Here is a 17,794-nt window from a genome sequence, read left to right as displayed (position 1 = left end):
CGCGTTTCCTCGCGTTATTTCGGCTCATCATCAAGCCATAGGGTGAATTGCTGCGTGTCGCACAGCGTACGGAACCAGTGGGCAGATTTCTTCATACGGCGCTGACGCTGCTTATCTAAGTCGATTTCGATAAGACCATAGCGATTTTTAAAGGCATTCATTGGCGAGACATTGTCGGTAAACGCCCACAGCATATAGCCCTGACAGTTAATCCCCGCCTGGCTGGCGCGTATCGCCTGATGCAGGTGCTCGCTGATAAACGCGATGCGGTAATCGTCCTGAATCTCCCCGTCGGCATTTTTGAACTGCGTTTCGTCCTCAATTCCCATACCACTTTCAGCCACAAACCACGGGATATTGCCGTACTCATCGCGCATCCGCTGCGCCATATCCCAGATAATTTCAGGCTGAATTTCCCAGCCGCGTGAACGGTTCATCCGCCGCCCCGGCAGTTCAAAATGTTCGTAATACCAGGCGGGATGAAAGGGTGTCTCGGGATGCCAGGCGCGGGACGGTGCCTTCACGCGATGCGGATAGTAGAGATTAAGCCCGACCTCATCGACGGTATTGGCGGCAATAATCGCCAGCTCTTCCGGGGTGGTTTCCCACTCAATCTGATGCTTATCAAGCAGCGCCAGCAGCTCCGCCGGATACTCGCCTTTAATGGCGGGATCGAGAAACACCCGATTGTAGAACAGGTCATAAATATGCGCCGCCTTCTGGTCGTGCGGGGCTGATGATCGCGGATAGGTGACTTCCGGATTGAGTATGGTACCAATGCGACCGGCATAGCCTGCCGCGCGGAACAGCTGCACTACCCGGGCGGTAGCAAGATTCTTGTGGTGGTTCCACTGCATCCATTTATGGGTGTTCTGCTCATAAGGCCAGCGCAGCGCGTCGAGATAGACGCGGGTCTGCACCACAATCGGCTCGTTAAACACAAACCAGCGCGTGACCCGACCGGCATAGCGTTTAAACACCTGTTCGACATAGCGGATAAACAGTTCAACGACATGCTTTGACTGCCAGCCGCCATACTGCTCCAGCAGCGTGGCGGGCAGCTCGTAATGCTCCAGACAGAGCATCAGTTCAATGCCCTGGCGCTGCATTTCATCAATAAGCCGGTCATAGTAAGCCGCGTATTCCTCATCGACCGTAGCGGTTTCGTAATCGATCAGGAAACGCGACCAGTTGATCGAAGTGCGGTAGTGGGTCAGCCCGCTGGCCTTCATTAACGCAACATCCTCACTAAAGCGGTTAATAAAGTCGGTGGCAACCGCCGGACCGTAGCCGTTGTGCCAGACGTGGCGATCCTGCTGATACCAGGCGTCAGGCCAGGAGTCCTGCCCCGCTTTTTTTCCGCTCCAGCCTTCCGTCTGCCAGGCGGAGGCAGCAGCCCCCAGAATGAAATTCTCAGGTATGTGGACAGTCTGACGACTCATAACACCTCCGTTCGGTTGGGATTCAGCTCCGGTTGCAGGTTCTTTGCTTCCGCTGCATCCGCGCGGCGGGCTGCGACTTTCACAAATGGCAGATAGATGAGTACTGATACCAGAATGCAGACGATCTGCGTCACCACCGCACCCATCGATCCGGCCGTTGACAGCCAGGCATTGATAATCGGAGGCGTGGTCCAGGGCACCATCACCACGGCTTTCCCGGCAAATCCCATCACCGTAGCGAAGTAACCGATAGAACCTGTCACTAGCGGTGTGATGATGAAAGGGATAGCCAGGATTGGATTAAGCATAATCGGCATACCAAATATAACCGGCTCGTTGATATTGAAAATGCCTGGCCCAAACGACAGTTTGGCGATTTCACGCATCTCTTTGCGTCGCGTCGCCAGCATCACGGCGGTGAGCAGCCCGATGGTCAGGCCGGAACCGCCGATGCTCATATAAACATCCCAGAACGGCATGGTGATGATGTTTGGTGCCTCTTTCCCCTGCTCAAAAGCGGTCATGTTGACCATAATCGCGCCCAGCAACAGCGGCTCACGGATCGGTTTCACCATCTGGTTGCCGTGAATACCAATCACCCAGAACAACTGGGCGACGAACATCAGAATCAGAATGCCCCACAGGCTCTGCACCACCGACTCCAGCGGCTGCTGCACCACCTGGTATACCGCGTCGTAAAGGTACATGCCGGTGACGCGATGGAAGATAAAGCCGAAGGTCGCTATCAGCGTTACGGTGATGATTGAGGGGATTAGCGCGGAGAAAGAGGCGGCCACGTTGGGCGGCACCGTGTCGGGCATTTTGATTTTCAGCCGTTCAACCTGTTCGAGGCGGCAGTAAATCTCTACGGACAGAATGGCGATAAACATGCCGAGAAACAGGCTCTTGGTATCGGAGAATTGTTTGGCCAGTACGTCGGTAACCAGGTGCATCTGCCCATCGACCATCATCTGTAAGGTGGTCGGCGTCACGGATACAAAGCAGATGATTGCCAGCAGGCCGGGAAACAGCGTTTTTATACCGTTGATGCGCCCAAGCTCAATACCAATCAGGAACACCGCACCAATGTTAAGAAAGCTAAGCGTGGCGTAATTGATACTGCTGGTGATGGGCTTAAGATCAGCTAAAAAAGCCAGGGCGGCAAAGCTGGCAAGGCCATTTTTGCTGTCCAGCACCATGTTAGAGATCAATACCGAGAAGGCGCCAACAATGATCACCGGCATCAGGGTAATGAACGAGGCTTTAATCGCCATGATGTAGCGATAACTGTTAAAGCGGGTGGCAAAGCTGCCCAGGGAATCGATAAGGCGGTCCTGTAGAGACATGATCAACCCTCAGAGATGTAAGATCGGTATTCCTGTAATCGTCGTGGTCTTCCCTGTTAGTGGCATACCAAAATGACGAATCTCCTCGGTTTTTTCTGTGATGGATCTCCCGGAAACGCTTATTGGCATTCCAGTATGATAAAAACGGCCAATTTGGCATACCAATAGCGGAGGCGTTATGGATTACGAACAGACCATGATGGAATTGCTGATCAATGCAGGGGAAGCCCGTTCGTCGGCGATGATGGCGATTCAGTGTGCGCGCAAACGCGACTGGACCGGGGCTGACGCAGCGCTGGCAGCTTCAGATACCGCGGCAAAAGCGGCACATAAAATTCAGACCGCGTTGATTAGTGCAGATGAGGGAAGCGGAAAATTGCCGGTCACGCTGATTCTGGTGCATGCGCAGGATCATCTGATGAATGCAATGCTGTGCCGCGAGCTGGCAGAGGAGCTGGTCATGCTGCGCAAAGAGATCTATAGCTGACAGGCGGCGCGCCGGCCGCCTGAGCGAGGTGATTAGCTGATTTCCAGTGCCAGTAGCGACTCAATAGTCTGCGCGCGGCGGATTTCCCGCGGCTGGCCCTGCTCAAACAGCACTTCCGGGATCAGCGGACGGCTGTTGTAGTTAGAGGACATGGATGCACCGTAAGCTCCGGTGTCGTGGAACACCAGGTAATCGCCAACCTTTGCCGCCGGAATCGCGCGTGGTTCGACCATGCCGCCCTCCAGCTGGGTAAAGACATCACCCGATTCGCACAGCGGACCCGCGACCACCGTGTCGATGGTCTGCTGCTCCTCAATCGCCCGCTCATCGCCTCCCATCAGCGAGATATGGTGATAGCTGCCATACATTGAGGGGCGCATCAGGTCACTGAAACCGGCATCGACCAGCACGAAGTGACGGCTGCCCATCGACTTCACTGCCCGAACCTGAGAGACCAGCACACCCGCCTCGGCCACCAGGAAACGGCCTGGTTCGATCTCCAGCTTTATCGCGTGACCCAGATGCTGAGCGATACGCTGCCGTGCTGCATCCCACAGGCCAAAATAGTGATCGGTATCGATCGCCTCTTCGCCATAGCGATAAGGCACAGAGAGGCCGCCGCCCGCAGAGATCGCCGTCAGATCCTGACCTGACGCCATCACCAGTTCGACCATCGCATCACAGACCTGCTGCAGATGCGCATAATCGACGCCTGAGCCGATATGCATATGAATGCCCACCAGCTTCAGGCCGTGCTGCTGAATCGCTGCCAGCGCCTCGGCTAAATCGCCGTGCCAGATACCGTGCTTGCTGTTTTCGCCGCCGGTATTGGTTTTCTGGCTATGGCCGTGACCGAAGCCTGGATTAACCCGCAGCCACACCGCGTGTCCCGGTGAGACCGCGCCGAGCTGATGCAGCATATCGATCGATCCGGCATTGACCGGAACCTTTAACGCGGTCACCCGCGCCAGCGTTGGCTGATCGAACAGATCCGCGGTAAAGACGATCTCATCACCACCAGGCTCGTAGCCCGCAGCCAGCGCACGTTCGATCTCACCCAGCGATACCGAGTCCACTTTCACACCCGCTGCGCGCATCAGGCGCAGGATATGAATATTTGAACAGGCTTTCTGCGCAAAACGCACCACATCAAACGCCTGCAGCTGGGCAATACGCGCCTGAATAATCTGCGCATCATAAGCCCAGAATGGCCCGGCATAACGGCGTGCCAGCGGCAGCAGGTTAGCGGCGTTGAGGGCGGTGTCGGTACTCTGTAAGGAACGTGGCATAGCAATTCTCCTGTGGCAATAACCGCATTAAGCCAGAATCATGCCATAGCGAAAAATATCTGTTTTAATAGCATCTATTCACAATGGATATAGGAAGGCGGCGTGGCAAACATTAACTGGCGGCATATTGAGATCTTTCATGCGGTGATGACCAGCGGCAACCTGACCCAGGCTGCAACGCTACTGCATACCTCACAGCCGACGGTGAGCCGGGAGCTGGCACGCCTGGAGCAGCAGCTGGGATTAGAGTTGTTCGGACGGGTTCGTGGTCGCCTGCAACCGACGGTGCAGGGATTACGTCTGTTTGAAGAGGTGCAGCGATCCTGGTACGGCCTGGATCGCATCATGGAAGCGGCTGAAGGGCTGCGCCAGTTCCGTCAGGGTGAGCTGTCGATCGCCTGCCTGCCCGTTTTTTCGCAGTCGCTGCTGCCACCACTGTGTCAGCCCTTTTTACAGCGCTACCCGGATGTGAGCCTGAATGTGATTCCTCAGGAGTCGCCGCTGCTGGAGGAGTGGCTGTCAGCCCAGCGCTATGATATCGGCTTAACCGAAACCCAGCACGCGCCGGCCGGGACTGATCGTCTCGCCCTGCTGACCTGTGATGAAGTGTGCGTGTTGCCACAGCATCATCCTCTGAGTCAGCGTGCAGAACTGACACCGCACGATTTTGCGGGCGAACAGTATGTCAGCCTGTCGCGCAGTGACAGTTATCGTCAGTTGCTGGATGCGCTGTTTCATGAGCAGGGCGTCGAACGGCGGCTGGTGATGGAGACGCACAGCGCCGCTTCGGTGTGCGCCATGGTCAGAGCGGGCGTGGGCATTTCGATTGTGAATCCGCTGACGGCGCTGGATTACGCCGACAGCGGTGTGGTGATGCGTAAGTTCAGCGTGGCGGTACCCTTTACCGTCAGCCTGGTGAGGCCGCAGCACCGCCCTGCGTCGGCGCTGGTCGATGCTTTTGTCAGTCATCTGCAACGGCAGGTGGCTGACTTTCCGGCACGCATCGACGCCCGCCTGGCTTAAGCGCGAACCCTGGCGGCTGCGCGGCCCGATTTGCGGAAGGTGATCAGACAGATCAGCAGGCCAATTGCCGCCAGCGCAGCGGCAGCAACCGGCACCGCCGTCAGGCCATATCCACGGCCAATCACCGCACCGCCGACCCAGGCACCCAGCGCATTACCGACGTTAAATGCCGAAATGTTCAGGGTTGAGACCAGGTTCGGCGCCTCTTTACCGTGACGGACCACGTTGATCTGCAGACCCGGTACCGTCGCAAAGGTCGCCATCGCCCACAGGAACAGGGTGATCTCCGCCAGCCACAGCGCATGGCTGGTCCAGCTGAACAGCAACGAGAAGATGGCGATCAGGGAGAAGCTGAGGATCAGACTAAAAGAGACTTTCCAGTCGGCCAGTTTGCCGCCAAGAATGTTACCGACCGTCAGGCCTGCGCCAATCAGGAACAGCGTCCAGCTGACACCCCGATCGCTGATGCCCGTTACCTCTAACAGCAGCGGCGCAATGTAGCTGAACAGTGCAAACATCGCCGCGGCAAAGAACACCGTCATCAGCAGCGAGAGCCAGAGTTTCCCGTTGGCCAGCGCACCGATTTCACTCGCCAGATGAACCGGCTTCTCCTCTTTATTGTTCGGCAGACTCACGATCAGGGCGATAAACGCCAGCACGCCGATCACAGCCACGCCCCAGAACGTGGCGCGCCAGCCAAACATCTGTCCGAAACTGGTTCCCAGCGGAACGCCCAGCACGTTGGCTAAGGTCAGTCCGGTGAACATCAGTGCGACAGCGGAAGCCTGACGACCGGCTGGTACCAGACTGGCGGCGACCACCGCGCCAATACCGAAGAAGGCACCGTGACAAAGCGCGGTGACGATGCGTGCCAGCATCAGCAGGTTATAGTTGTAAGCCAGCGCACACAGCAGGTTGCCGACAATAAATATCACCATCAGCAGAATCAGCGTTTTTTTACGCGGCAGTCTGGCGGTGAGCAGCGCCATAATCGGCGCACCAATCGCCACGCCCAGCGCGTAGCCGCTGATCAGCCAGCCCGCCGACGGAATTGACACCTGAAGGTCACGCGCCACCTCCGGCAGCAATCCCATAATGACAAACTCCGTGGTTCCGATGGCGAACGCACTCAACGCCAGCGCCATTAATGCTACAGGCATAACACTCTCCCAATATCATTTGCAGGTGAACTGCACAGACGCGCAGCCCCACGACGCTTATTAAAATTTGATCTGCGTCACGGTGAGCATTACAGCACAGTGCTGATGCGCGACATAGCCTGCGCGCAGCAAAGGATTATTGCCGGGGCCGCAATAATCCTGCTGCTTTTTCGGAACAAATGGCTTTGTCAGCCTTCTGGCTAAGCCCGTTAAAGCGCGCATGACCCAGGGGCAGGTTGTCATTTCCCGCGAAACCGTTACGCTTTTTAGTGCGTATTTAATTAATAAATCCTTAACGTTGCCGATATATCCCTAATCAATTGCCAGGTGATGTGATCAACTTCTGACGCAGGGAGAGAGAATGCAACGACTCATAGCCTTAATGGTGTTTGGCTTAACCGGCTGTTCGGTAGGTCATTATGAGTACAGTAAAGAAGCTGAAAAACGGGTTGATATGACCGTGACCGGCATTCCCACCGTGCTGGGTTTTGGCACGCTTGGAACCACTATCCCGCTGACGCCGGAGTACAGCCTGACCGCCGCGCACGTGGCGAAGTTTTCGCTTTATCGCGTCAAAGCCTGGCATCCGCAATGCGATCTGGCGGTGGTCTACCACAAAAACAGTGAAATAAACCTTCCACCCAGCTTCCGCAACAGCCATATCGGCGACCAGGTGAATCTCTACGGCTACAGTTTCATTTCGGCCATGCCGGTCAGCTCCAGCGGACAAAACCTGATTAATACCACGCTGGCAAACCGCTGGAACAAGCCGGACTGCGTCGTCGTGGCGGCGAATGCAGGTGTGGTGAAAGGGATGTCGGGCGGCGCAGTCTATAACGCCTCTGATGATACGTTGGCGGGCGTGATTATCGGCTACAGCAATGACATCAACGACAATGCCAGCGGTAAAACACTTTATAAGAACGTTGCGCTCTATGTACCTTACTCGCGATTTCAGACATGGTTGGATCAGGCGATTAAATCCTGAGATGCGAGTGGCAGAATGATTTGAGAAAACAGGACGTAATACGCCCTGTTTTAAGCACTAAAGTATTCTGCTCACACAGTGTTATTCATAAGTTAACGAAAAAGTCGCGCTGCCATCTGCGGCTCCGGCCGTCACGTTTGGTGCAGTCGAGACGTAGGCAGCGCTAAAATTGAGCGTGTTGTCCGCGTTAGCATTCAGCGTCACAGCGTTACTCGCCTTATTTACTGCAATTTGTTTGCCCTGATAATCATAAAGTGCAATCCCCAGGCCGGTTGCACCACCACTTGCAACAGCCACCAAATCGCCGTTTGTCGAGTCGCCCGTTCCGGTAAATGTGACTGACACGCTGGAAGCGTCCGCGCCACAATCGACAAGTTTAATATCGAAAGGTACGGATGGACTGGCTGCGCCTGTCTGCGAAAAGGTATTGGTGGCGATCATTCCCATCTGAACAGTCAGTTTCGATGAAGCTGTATCGACTTCGCAAGTATTTGAGGAAATATTGCCATTAATATTGACCGTTACCTCACTAGCACTCAAGGCACTGCCTGAAAAAAGGATAGCTATTAACGCTAGTTTTCTGTTGATCATCATTAACCGGCTCCTGACTACTCGTAACTAATATTGAGTGTGGCAATCGTATTTGCGGTTCCCGCCGTAATTTTCGAGAGCGTTTGAATATAACGAGCAGAAAAGGTATACGTGCTCGCTCCACCTGCAACAGACGTTCCCAATACCACATCGCTGTTGAGTGCCAGCGGAGTCCCGTTGTAGAGAACCTGCACGCCGACACCACTCGAAACGCCCGTGCTGCCAGCACCGGTTAGCGCCAGCACGCCCACATCCGTCGAATCCGCACTCTGTTTACCAGTCATGTTGACATTAACGTTGGTGCCGGCATCACATTCGAGATTAACATTAAAATCTTTGGCTCCGGCTGTAGAGCCAACACCGCTGAAATTACGTGACGGCACATTGCCGAGGTCTACAGTCAGGCTATCGGATGAAGCCAGAGTACAGCCAAGTGCTGTAACCTGAACGGCTCCAGACAAGACGATTTCGGCAAGTGTTTGTGGTGTAGCATCCTCTTCCATCTGCACATTGTATTTTCCGATAGATTGCGGCTGAATAGTTCCAGAAGCTGTTGTCTCACCAGACTTATAAAGCTCTACAACGACGCTCATTCCCCCCGTACCCCAGCTCCAGCCAATACCCCCTGGCACATTAGTAAAGGTATGAGGCCAAAGAAAAGTGTTACTACTGGCGCTCAGCTTATAGCTGATGCCCTCCACACCGGTTGGACAGGTGTCAGCTTCACATGAGAAAAGGAAACCTAACGTGCCGGATGATGTGGTTAAAAATGATTCTAGCCCTGTATAAACCGTTTGCGTCGATAGCACAGTTCCTACTGGTGCATCTTTCATTACAGTTACAGACGGAAAACTTATTGTAACAGTGCCTGCTCCTCCCGCAGGGACTACATTCGTTAATGCTGCCTGAGAGACGTGAGGAAATAAAAGGATCTGGAAACACAATAATAAAGTAAAAAAAATAATTGATTTTTTCATTTAATATCCTTGTCTGCGCCCGGCTATTATTAGCCAGACTCAGTTACAGCGGGCCTTAAGATAAACAATATCTTGTTGCGTTTTGTTTTGTGGCAGTTGATATGGAATTCTGCAACGGCTATTTGCGGACGCCCCCCACACCGCTTCCAGCATTCCTGAGGGTTGCAGCCCGGAGAGATAAACCTGTCCGTTATCCCCCACTATTCCAGTACTTTCTTCGTTACCTTCCTGCACGACCACAACAGTAGTGCCGAACGGCAACGGCTTGCCTTTATGTGTCAGGGTAATTAATGCGCGCTGACCGATATGGGTTTTAAACTCCGCCCTCACTAATGCACCCGCGGTCGGCACCACTGAGACCACGGAGTTATCAATCTCGCTATCCGCAGCAAGGGAATTCACGTCCAGGCCGATACGGTTAAGGCGATAATTAGTGGCGTAAGGCACAACGGTGTAGCCTCGCCAGTCAGTACGTACACCGGTTTTATTCTGGATGGCCGCATCTTTAACGCCTGGCGCTTTAATCAGAACGTTGGTTTTACCTAAAGGTTGAGAAAGCGTCAGACCATCCTGATGGAAGACCATGCCACCCTGCACACCGTAGTTGACACGGTGAGCATCCTGGCTGGAACTATACCCGGCATTGACCTGTCCATAGCGACCGTAGTAATCAAGATTGAGACTACCGGTACTGCCATTACCACGGTTAACGGTGCCCATCTGCATGTTATAAGACAGGTTTTTATCAGCCAGCATGGTGCCGTATAACCCAGCCGTGTTCGTCATATTCCCTTCGCCATCATTGTAAAGACCGTACGTAGCCTTCATTGAGTCGAGGTTACTGTTGCTGGCTCGGTTTCCTGACAGCCATTTGCCTATTGGCAGTGACAGAGTGAAGTTAAAGACGCGATCGGCTTCGCTGCTCCAGGTATTCTTGTTGTAGCTGTAATTCAGGTTGTAGCTGACATCCTTTACCATGCCGGTAAAACCAAGCTGAAGCAGACGTGTCTTGCCATCCGTATTCCAGTAGCTTTGATCGCTACCGCTGGCATAGACGGAATAGTCACGACCCAGCTGCTGAGTCAGCGAAATCTGAACCCGGCTGCGTTTGTTATTGTAAAGGTTGTAATAGCCGGAATAGTCGAGCTCGCCATCGCTGTTATGCGTCACGCCGCCAGACATATTTTCGCGCGTAGTTTCCGCCAGCGTATAAAAACCGCGGGTTGAATAACGATATCCTAATAGCTCGAAGCGAGTGCCCAGTTCATTAAGCGATTTAGCATAGAGAAAACGGAAAGACTGGCCGCTGTGACGTGTGCCATCGGCAATCTTACTATTAGCCTGCGTCGCATCTATCGAAATTGCGCCAAGAAAGCCAAGGTTTTTACCTGCACCGGCTGTGAAAGCAAGATAACGCTCTGCAACCTGACTGCCACCATACAGCGTGATCCCATTTCGCCACCCCCAGAGTAGTGACGCCTGAGTCATATACGGCTCTGACTGATTTCCATCCGTGCTGCGGAAGCGTCCGGCCATAATGGAATAATTCAGATGCCCTTCACGCTGAAGTTTTGGCACTGAAGCAAAAGGCACAGTATAAGTGCGAACGTTGCCATTCTTCTCTTTTACAGTAACCTCAATATCGCCGCTGGAGCCGGTAGGATAGAGATCGTTAATCTCAAACGGACCGGAAGGCATATAAGCCTGATAAATAACGTTGCCGTTCTGCCTGAGCGTAACCTGTGAATCGCCATTGGCAATGCCGCGAATAACTGGCGCAAAGCCGCGCAAGCTGTCGGGCTGCATTGATTCATCAGTGGCAAGTGTGACCCCACGAACGCTGACGGAGTCAAAAATTTCGGATGAGGTAAAGGTATCACCGACTGTCAGTTGAGAATCCCATGGAATGATGGCGCGCTGCAGATAAGTCTGCATATGGTTCCAGTCTCGCGTCGCATCTCCATAACGGGATTTTGAGTAGGTAAAACTGGACTGATCGTACAGACGCCACGGTCCGACGTTAAGGCCACTATTCAGGCGTAAAAAATAACTGTCATTTTTTGACGCATCGCCCCGGGAGTTGGAGCCTGTAAATGCATAGCTTAACAGCGCGGCGGGAATGCCTTCATCCCACTGAGAGGGGGGAATATAACCACGTGCATTACGGCTCATCATTGCCTGGGGTATTTTCAGATCGAGTCGTAAATGCTCAACATCAAAATCGGCACTGGCTTCAGGAATATAGCGTGCAATATCGACGCATTTTGCATGACGTTCGACTTCATTTTTGATTAATCTTTCGAGCATTTCGATATTTATATTGAAGTCGCGCAGTTTTTCCATATTCAAACAAGGACTGAGCTCGGACGGCGCATTCGTCCTTTCTTTCTCAAAAAAAGTAATATTTCGTGCACCAACGGCCGTTCCATTGACATAAACGTCAACGTGGTAACTGCCTGGCGCGGCGCTAAGGCCTTTATTGAAACGCGCTAAATCGGCAACATCTTCTGGGTTATCTGATAAAAAAGAGGGATCAAAGTTATATTCCCCCGCATAGCCTACCCCTGAGTAACAGGATAAAAAAACCAGAATAGCGATTCTTTTTATTTTTGATTTTGTTAACTTTCGAAAATCGTAAAAGTGCACAATTGCCCCCTGGCCATTCCATGCCAAACAAAAATTAATTTATATTCGCAGAGCGTACTGGCATGGTAGCGCCGTAATCATTAATCGCCTGAAAGCTGATTGTATTACTACCATGTAAATCAACATTAAGTGGCACCGAAGATTTAGGGGCTATCATCTGCGCAAACTTTTTTTCACCCGATTTAATATTGACAAGGTTAACATAGTAAGGCGTAGGGTTTTTTACTGTCACCGTGTTATCGACACGAGAAAATGCCAGCTCTTTATAAGCTGTCATAGGATCACCCTGAAGATTACCTGGGCGATAAAAAAGCTTAATCCTCGACTGTATTGCCAACTGCAATGCGTTTTTCTGCTGGCTGTCAGAATCCTTTTGACGTGATGGAATGGCCTTAACATTCAGCCAATAAACGGTTTCACGGTCAGTAGCAAGATTTTTGTTCACTGACATAATACGCAATATGTTTTCTCTTTTCTGCTTAATCAGGAAAAGAGGGGGAGTTACTAAAAAGTCACTGGTGACTTTGCCCTCCTGGTCCTCTACCCAGGATTTGATCAAAAATACATTCTCATCATCTGTATTATTGATGGAAAGTGACACCTGTTTATTCTGAGAAGAAAAAATCAGGCGTGTTGCTCCCAGCCCTACTCCACCAGCCTGAGCGGCAGAAAAGAAAACAGACAGCACCAGACTCAGCAAGGTTATAAATATTTTATAATTTTTGGATAAACTAAGCATGTTAGCTCCCTGACATAATTAGTGCAAAGCGACCGTTTAGTTCTGATCGTATTTTTATTTTTTGCGAGTATGAAAATGCCTGAAGATAAAATTTTTCCTCAGGAAAAAAGCCCGGAGTGTTCCCCGGACTTTAAAGTAAAAAATTAGTTGTAAACCATATTGAAGGTAGCAGTCGCGTCACCATTACCTGCCGTAATGGTATCAGCCACACCCACATATACCGCGTTGAAACTCAGGGTGTTCGAACCATCAACCAAAGTCTGCGCGGTAGTGGTAGTAGCAGGCGTGTTCAGCGTCACAACCTTGCTAGCCTGATCATACATGCGGATACCCACACCTGAAGCAGCATCAGTACCTTCACCCGCCTGCAGAGCATTGGTATAACCACTTGCTGCTGTACCGGTGAAATAGGTCGCTGCAGTGGTGCTTACCGTGGTATCACAGTTTTCCAGCTGGATAGTGAACGGAATGCGGGTAGATGCTTCAGTGTCTTTCTTCAGATCGGCGACACGCACCTGCCCCATCTGTACATTTTGTTTAGTGGAGCTAGAATCGACTGCACAGGCAGCGTTGACAACATCACCTTCAAACTTGATTGTACCGCCATTAACTGTAGTCGTCGCAGCCTGTGCCATAGAAGCAGACAGAGCCAGACCGAGACCCATAGCAGTTACAACAGCTTTTAAATTGAAGTTCATTTACATCATCCTTAAATTAAATTGACCGCACATGTTATATAAATGTTTACTCAATCCATCCTGTTAACGGTTCAAGGAAAACATTTATCTTTAATTAAAACACCCCAGAAACGTTACCAGCACGTTCTGACGGCGCTATTTATACAACCAAATAAAAAAAAGAAAAGCAGAGGACATATAAGAAAAATCCAAATCGGGATAAGCAGGCATGCCTGCCATCAGTATCAAATGACAGCAAAACAAAAAAAGAATTGGTAATTCATTTGGGTAATGAGAAAAGACGCGCCTTCTCACTCCTGAAATTTTTAAGAATTTTCGCTCAGAAGAAAGTGATTGTTACTTTACTGCATGAAAAACAAGAACATTTAATGAGCTATTAAAAAGCCGATCAATACTCCTTAATCTACTTTCACCCTTTTTGGCATTCAGTATTTATTTGGAACATTAACCTGAAGATTTAAATAAAAAATGACGAACGCAGTCAAACCGCAATGAAAGTGAAAAATTCAGTCAATCAGATGTTAAAGATTATCGTAAATGAATGATCCCACACTTCGGGAGCTTTGATAAAAGCATCACCAGACGAGAATTAAGGAATAGAGGAGAAAGCAGGAGTATGATGCGCTATGGGGATAATAGCTCAGCCTTTGGGTATAACCAGTCATTAGCTGGTCTTGTTATTACCTTGGCTGAGCAAAAATCTGATTGAAAAAATTAAATAGTTAATGATAAAAATAGTTTATTATTTTATAAAAATCTATTTTATTTTTGCAGTTCCACTTTGACATTATCTTTCGCTTAAGATAGCTGATATTTTTGTTATTGCACTGAAAATAAAGGGCGATTTTTTTACTGGGTACGCCGTTGTAAAGCATATAGCAGTAACGTCTCTCTTTAGCGGTAAGAAAGAAGGTGCGCATTTTATCGCCTTCTTTAGCCGAATCCTTTAGCAAAATGGCGTCATTAATTAATGCATAATAGGAAAGTAAGCTCATTTTGCTGGAAACAAGCTTTATCGTTTCCATGCCAGAAAAAATATTTAATGCCTCATACATGTCATCGGGAACTATGGCGACGCTCTTTTTTCTACTGCGCTTATAATTTGCATCGATCCTCATCAATTCAATCAGCGTCACACGTTTTATCGTAATAGTAATGGTTCTGCCAATCAGCATACTATCCGCCAGCGCCTGCGCCCCGAACAAAAGCATCTCGTCGTCAGTAAGAATGAACCAGTCGTAATTCATTATGATTATTCCTGTTAAATACATATTGCCATAAATAGCGGGTGGGGTGAATCTTTATCTGGCAAATGATAAGGAGGTAAACAGACAGGATTTAATCTTAACGTGCTTTAACATTTAAAACATGACACCCAAAATGAAAGTTCTTATTATTTTAACTATATAAAAAAACGCATCACTCGCATGCCTTTATCTTTAATGAACAATAACAATAGGTTACTGAGATAACTTGATGCGATTTTTTATATTCCGCTGATTCGAGAAACAATTTTTTAAAATCAGTTATTAAATTACCATTTAAACGATTCTATTAACCGGGCCAGTTTTCCCTTTAAAATGCCTGAAACGCTGTTAATAAGTTCTTTTTTTAGGCTTAACTGTTTGTTATTAACTCCTTTTAGTTACGATGCCACGCGATATCGTATGGTCGTTACAGACATAAAAAAGCTGCACCCTATTCAGCCTGAAACAGACCTTTGAGGTGCAGCTTTATTCTGTGCTAAGGGCAGAATATTACTTACTTGCTGCCTGGACGCAGTGCCGGGAACAGAATCACATCGCGGATAGTGTGGCTGTTGGTAAACAGCATCACCATGCGGTCAATACCGATGCCCAGACCGGCAGTTGGCGGCAGACCATGTTCCAGCGCGGTGACATAGTCTTCGTCATAGAACATCGCTTCGTCATCACCCGCATCTTTGGCATTTACCTGCTGCAGGAAACGCTCAGCCTGATCTTCCGCATCGTTCAGCTCGGAGAAACCGTTACCGATTTCACGACCGCCAATGAAGAACTCAAAGCGATCGGTGATTTCCGGGTTCTCGTCATTGCGACGGGCCAGCGGCGAGACTTCAGCCGGATATTCGGTAATAAAGGTCGGCTGAATCAGATGCGCTTCTGCCGTCTCTTCAAAGATCTCGGTTACGACACGGCCCAGACCCCAGCTCTTCTCCACTTTAATATGCAGGGATTGTGCAATCGCCACGGCTTTATCGAAGTCTTCCAGATCGGCCAGATCCGTTTCCGGACGGTATTTCTTGATCGCTTCACGCATGGTCAGTTTTTCAAACGGCTTGCCGAAATCAAACGCCTGCTCGCCGTAAGGCACTACGGTGCTGCCCAGCACGTCCTGCGCCAGCGTACGGAACAGGCTTTCGGTCAGCTCGATCAGATCTTTGTAATCCGCATAGGCCATATAGAGTTCCATCATGGTGAACTCAGGGTTATGACGTGGCGAAATACCTTCGTTACGGAAGTTACGGTTGATCTCGAACACGCGATCGAAGCCACCCACCACCAGACGCTTCAGATAAAGCTCTGGCGCAATACGCAGATACATGTCGATATCCAGCGCATTGTGGTGGGTGATGAACGGACGCGCAGACGCGCCGCCGGGGATCACCTGCATCATCGGGGTTTCCACTTCCATAAAGTCGCGGCCCACCATGAACTGGCGAATACCAGCCATGATCTGCGAACGAATTCTGAAGGTGTTACGCGACTCCTCGTTGGCGATGAGATCAAGGTAACGCTGACGGTAGCGCGTTTCCTGATCGGCCAGGCCGTGGAACTTGTCCGGCAGCGGACGCAGTGCTTTGGTCAGCAGGCGCAGTTCAGAACAGTGAATCGACAGTTCGCCGGTTTTGGTTTTGAACAGTTTGCCGCGCGCGCCCAGGATATCGCCGAGATCCCACTTTTTGAACTGCTCGTTGTAGATGCCTTCAGCCAGATCGTCACGCGAGACGTAAAGCTGAATCCGGCCACCCACATCCTGCAGGGTCACGAAAGAGGCTTTACCCATGATACGACGGGTCATCATGCGTCCGGCAACGCTGACTTCGATACCCAGCTCTTCAAGCTCTTCGTTGCTCTTCTCGCCATAGCTCTCATGCAGCTGGTTTGAGAGACTGTCACGACGAAAATCGTTAGGAAACGCCACGCCATTTGCACGCAGCACGCTCAGCTTTTCGCGACGCGCTTTCAGTTCGTTATTTAACTCAACGGCGGCATCAGCGCTCTGCGGTTGTTGTTCAGACATGTCGGTTCCTTATAACCCTGCTTTTAAACTAGCTTCAATGAATCGATCCAGGTCGCCGTCCAGCACCGCCTGGGTGTTACGCGTCTCTACGCCGGTGCGCAGATCTTTGATGCGTGCATCATCGAGAACGTAAGAACGGATCTGACTTCCCCAGCCGATGTCGGACTTGTTGTCCTCCAGCGCCTGTTTCTCAGCATTTTTCTTCTGCATCTCAAGCTCGTACAGCTTCGCTTTCATCTGCTTCATCGCCTGATCTTTGTTCTTGTGCTGAGAACGGTCATTCTGACACTGGGTGACGGTACCGGTTGGAATATGGGTAATACGTACCGCAGATTCCGTCCGGTTAACGTGCTGGCCGCCCGCCCCTGACGCACGATAGACGTCAATGCGCAGATCGGCTGGGTTGATGTCGATATCAATATCGTCATCCACTTCCGGGTAGATAAAGGCGGAGCTGAATGAGGTGTGACGACGACCGCCGGAGTCAAACGGGCTCTTACGCACCAGGCGATGCACGCCCGTTTCGGTACGTAACCAGCCAAAGGCGTAGTCGCCTGACACGCGAATAGTCACAGATTTAATGCCTGCAACTTCACCTTCAGACTCTTCGATAATTTCGGTTTTGAAGCCTTTGGCTTCGGCCCAACGCAGATACATACGCATCAGCATGCTGGCCCAGTCCTGCGCTTCGGTGCCGCCGGAACCCGCCTGCAGATCGATGTAGCAGTCGGCGCTGTCATACTCGCCAGAGAACATGCGGCGGAATTCCAGCTCGCCCAGCTTGCCCTCAAGGACATCCAGCTCGGCAACCGCTTCGTCGAAAGTCTCTTCGTCTTCCGCTTCTACCGCCAGTTCAAGCAGACCCTGCACATCTTCCAGGCCCTGCGACATCTGATCCAGCGTCTGCACGATCGCTTCCAGCGAGGCGCGCTCTTTGCCCAGCGCCTGAGCACGCTCAGGTTCGTTCCAGACATCGGGCTGTTCCAGCTCGGCGTTTACTTCTTCGAGGCGTTCTTTCTTGGCATCGTAGTCAAAGATACCCCCGAAGAACGTCGCTGCGCTCACTGAGGTCCTGAATACGGTTTTTGACCGGGTTGATTTCAAACATGGCTTTAGCGTCTTTCTT

The 17,794-nt window shown here is 51.0% G+C and carries 15 protein-coding genes; 3 read left to right on the top strand and 12 right to left on the bottom strand.

Annotated features, from left to right (window positions below; genetic code table 11):
- Nucleotides 1-14: 14 nt before the first annotated feature.
- A complete protein-coding gene (locus K6R05_RS03895; protein ID WP_161732872.1) occupies nt 15-1,442 on the bottom strand; it encodes a glycoside hydrolase family 1 protein in 1,428 nt (475 codons plus the stop codon).
- Nucleotides 1,439-2,788: a PTS sugar transporter subunit IIC gene (locus K6R05_RS03890; protein WP_222925030.1), complete on the bottom strand. Its 1,350-nt coding sequence runs from the start codon at nt 2,786-2,788 to the stop codon at nt 1,439-1,441. The genes K6R05_RS03895 and K6R05_RS03890 overlap by 4 nt, the downstream gene beginning before the upstream one ends.
- Nucleotides 2,789-2,966: 178 nt before the next feature.
- Between K6R05_RS03890 and K6R05_RS03885 the strand changes: the two genes are divergently transcribed.
- The gene (locus K6R05_RS03885; protein WP_222925029.1) at nt 2,967-3,275 is read left to right on the top strand and encodes a PTS lactose/cellobiose transporter subunit IIA; all 309 of its coding nucleotides are present in this window, start codon (nt 2,967-2,969) and stop codon (nt 3,273-3,275) included.
- 32 nt (nt 3,276-3,307) lie between these two features.
- Here the strand turns inward: K6R05_RS03885 and lysA are convergent, their stop codons facing one another.
- The gene (lysA, locus tag K6R05_RS03880) at nt 3,308-4,564 is read right to left on the bottom strand and encodes a diaminopimelate decarboxylase (protein WP_161732878.1); all 1,257 of its coding nucleotides are present in this window, start codon (nt 4,562-4,564) and stop codon (nt 3,308-3,310) included.
- A 102-nt stretch (nt 4,565-4,666) separates the two neighbouring features.
- Between lysA and K6R05_RS03875 the strand changes: the two genes are divergently transcribed.
- Nucleotides 4,667-5,587, top strand: a complete 921-nt coding sequence (locus tag K6R05_RS03875) for a LysR family transcriptional regulator (protein ID WP_161732880.1) — start codon at nt 4,667-4,669, stop codon at nt 5,585-5,587.
- Here K6R05_RS03875 and K6R05_RS03870 read toward each other — a convergent pair.
- Entirely contained in the window at nt 5,584-6,747 is a 1,164-nt protein-coding gene (locus K6R05_RS03870) for an MFS transporter (RefSeq protein ID WP_222925028.1), read from the bottom strand. The genes K6R05_RS03875 and K6R05_RS03870 overlap by 4 nt on opposite strands.
- A 361-nt stretch (nt 6,748-7,108) precedes the next feature.
- Here K6R05_RS03870 and K6R05_RS03865 point away from each other — a divergent pair, with 361 nt between their 5' ends.
- Nucleotides 7,109-7,735 (top strand): serine protease, encoded by a 627-nt coding sequence (locus K6R05_RS03865; RefSeq protein WP_222925027.1) that lies wholly within the window; start codon nt 7,109-7,111, stop codon nt 7,733-7,735.
- Between the two features lie 81 nt (nt 7,736-7,816).
- On the opposite strand, the gene K6R05_RS03860 is transcribed toward K6R05_RS03865, so the two are convergent.
- From K6R05_RS03860 to prfB, 8 genes are all read right to left on the bottom strand, one after another.
- Nucleotides 7,817-8,329: a fimbrial protein gene (locus tag K6R05_RS03860; RefSeq protein WP_222925026.1), complete on the bottom strand. Its 513-nt coding sequence runs from the start codon at nt 8,327-8,329 to the stop codon at nt 7,817-7,819.
- A gap of 14 nt (nt 8,330-8,343) precedes the next feature.
- On the bottom strand, nt 8,344-9,303 hold the full coding sequence (locus tag K6R05_RS03855; protein WP_222925025.1) for a fimbrial protein: 960 nt from the start codon (nt 9,301-9,303) through the stop codon (nt 8,344-8,346).
- 39 nt (nt 9,304-9,342) lie between these two features.
- Nucleotides 9,343-11,949, bottom strand: coding sequence for a fimbrial biogenesis usher protein (locus tag K6R05_RS03850; RefSeq protein ID WP_222925024.1), 2,607 nt, complete (start codon nt 11,947-11,949; stop codon nt 9,343-9,345).
- A 34-nt stretch (nt 11,950-11,983) separates the two neighbouring features.
- Nucleotides 11,984-12,688, bottom strand: coding sequence for a fimbrial biogenesis chaperone (locus tag K6R05_RS03845; RefSeq protein ID WP_222925023.1), 705 nt, complete (start codon nt 12,686-12,688; stop codon nt 11,984-11,986).
- Nucleotides 12,689-12,831: 143 nt separating this feature from the next.
- On the bottom strand, nt 12,832-13,386 hold the full coding sequence (locus K6R05_RS03840; protein ID WP_222925022.1) for a fimbrial protein: 555 nt from the start codon (nt 13,384-13,386) through the stop codon (nt 12,832-12,834).
- A 722-nt stretch (nt 13,387-14,108) separates the two neighbouring features.
- Entirely contained in the window at nt 14,109-14,633 is a 525-nt protein-coding gene (locus K6R05_RS03835) for a LuxR C-terminal-related transcriptional regulator (protein WP_161732576.1), read from the bottom strand.
- 514 nt (nt 14,634-15,147) lie between these two features.
- On the bottom strand, nt 15,148-16,668 hold the full coding sequence (lysS, locus tag K6R05_RS03830) for a lysine--tRNA ligase (RefSeq protein ID WP_222925021.1): 1,521 nt from the start codon (nt 16,666-16,668) through the stop codon (nt 15,148-15,150).
- 9 nt (nt 16,669-16,677) lie between these two features.
- Nucleotides 16,678-17,776, bottom strand: a protein-coding gene (gene prfB / locus K6R05_RS03825) for a peptide chain release factor 2 (protein ID WP_161732580.1) whose coding sequence is annotated in 2 segments (ribosomal slippage) — nt 16,678-17,700 and nt 17,702-17,776 — 1,098 coding nt in all. Because the reading frame shifts where the segments join, the coding sequence is not laid out codon by codon here.
- Nucleotides 17,777-17,794: the final 18 nt, after the last annotated feature.

Source organism: Pantoea alfalfae (assembly GCF_019880205.1).
Taxonomy (GTDB): domain Bacteria; phylum Pseudomonadota; class Gammaproteobacteria; order Enterobacterales; family Enterobacteriaceae; genus Pantoea; species Pantoea alfalfae.
Note: the sequence above shows the minus strand (reverse complement) of the source record. Positions and strands in the feature narration are given on the sequence as shown.

Excerpts from the sequence above, each read along its gene's own strand:
- lysS (WP_222925021.1), bottom strand. The coding sequence starts at position 16,668 with ATGTCTGAACAACAACCGCAGAGCGCTGATGCCGCCGTTGAGTTAAAT.
- K6R05_RS03870 (WP_222925028.1), bottom strand. The coding sequence starts at position 6,747 with ATGCCTGTAGCATTAATGGCGCTGGCGTTGAGTGCGTTCGCCATCGGA.
- lysA (WP_161732878.1), bottom strand. The coding sequence starts at position 4,564 with ATGCCACGTTCCTTACAGAGTACCGACACCGCCCTCAACGCCGCTAAC.
- K6R05_RS03895 (WP_161732872.1), bottom strand. The coding sequence starts at position 1,442 with ATGAGTCGTCAGACTGTCCACATACCTGAGAATTTCATTCTGGGGGCT.
- K6R05_RS03890 (WP_222925030.1), bottom strand. The coding sequence starts at position 2,788 with ATGTCTCTACAGGACCGCCTTATCGATTCCCTGGGCAGCTTTGCCACC.
- K6R05_RS03865 (WP_222925027.1), top strand. The coding sequence starts at position 7,109 with ATGCAACGACTCATAGCCTTAATGGTGTTTGGCTTAACCGGCTGTTCG.
- K6R05_RS03840 (WP_222925022.1), bottom strand. The coding sequence starts at position 13,386 with ATGAACTTCAATTTAAAAGCTGTTGTAACTGCTATGGGTCTCGGTCTG.
- K6R05_RS03885 (WP_222925029.1), top strand. The coding sequence starts at position 2,967 with ATGGATTACGAACAGACCATGATGGAATTGCTGATCAATGCAGGGGAA.
- K6R05_RS03835 (WP_161732576.1), bottom strand. The coding sequence starts at position 14,633 with ATGAATTACGACTGGTTCATTCTTACTGACGACGAGATGCTTTTGTTC.
- K6R05_RS03845 (WP_222925023.1), bottom strand. The coding sequence starts at position 12,688 with ATGCTTAGTTTATCCAAAAATTATAAAATATTTATAACCTTGCTGAGT.
- K6R05_RS03855 (WP_222925025.1), bottom strand. The coding sequence starts at position 9,303 with ATGAAAAAATCAATTATTTTTTTTACTTTATTATTGTGTTTCCAGATC.
- K6R05_RS03860 (WP_222925026.1), bottom strand. The coding sequence starts at position 8,329 with ATGATGATCAACAGAAAACTAGCGTTAATAGCTATCCTTTTTTCAGGC.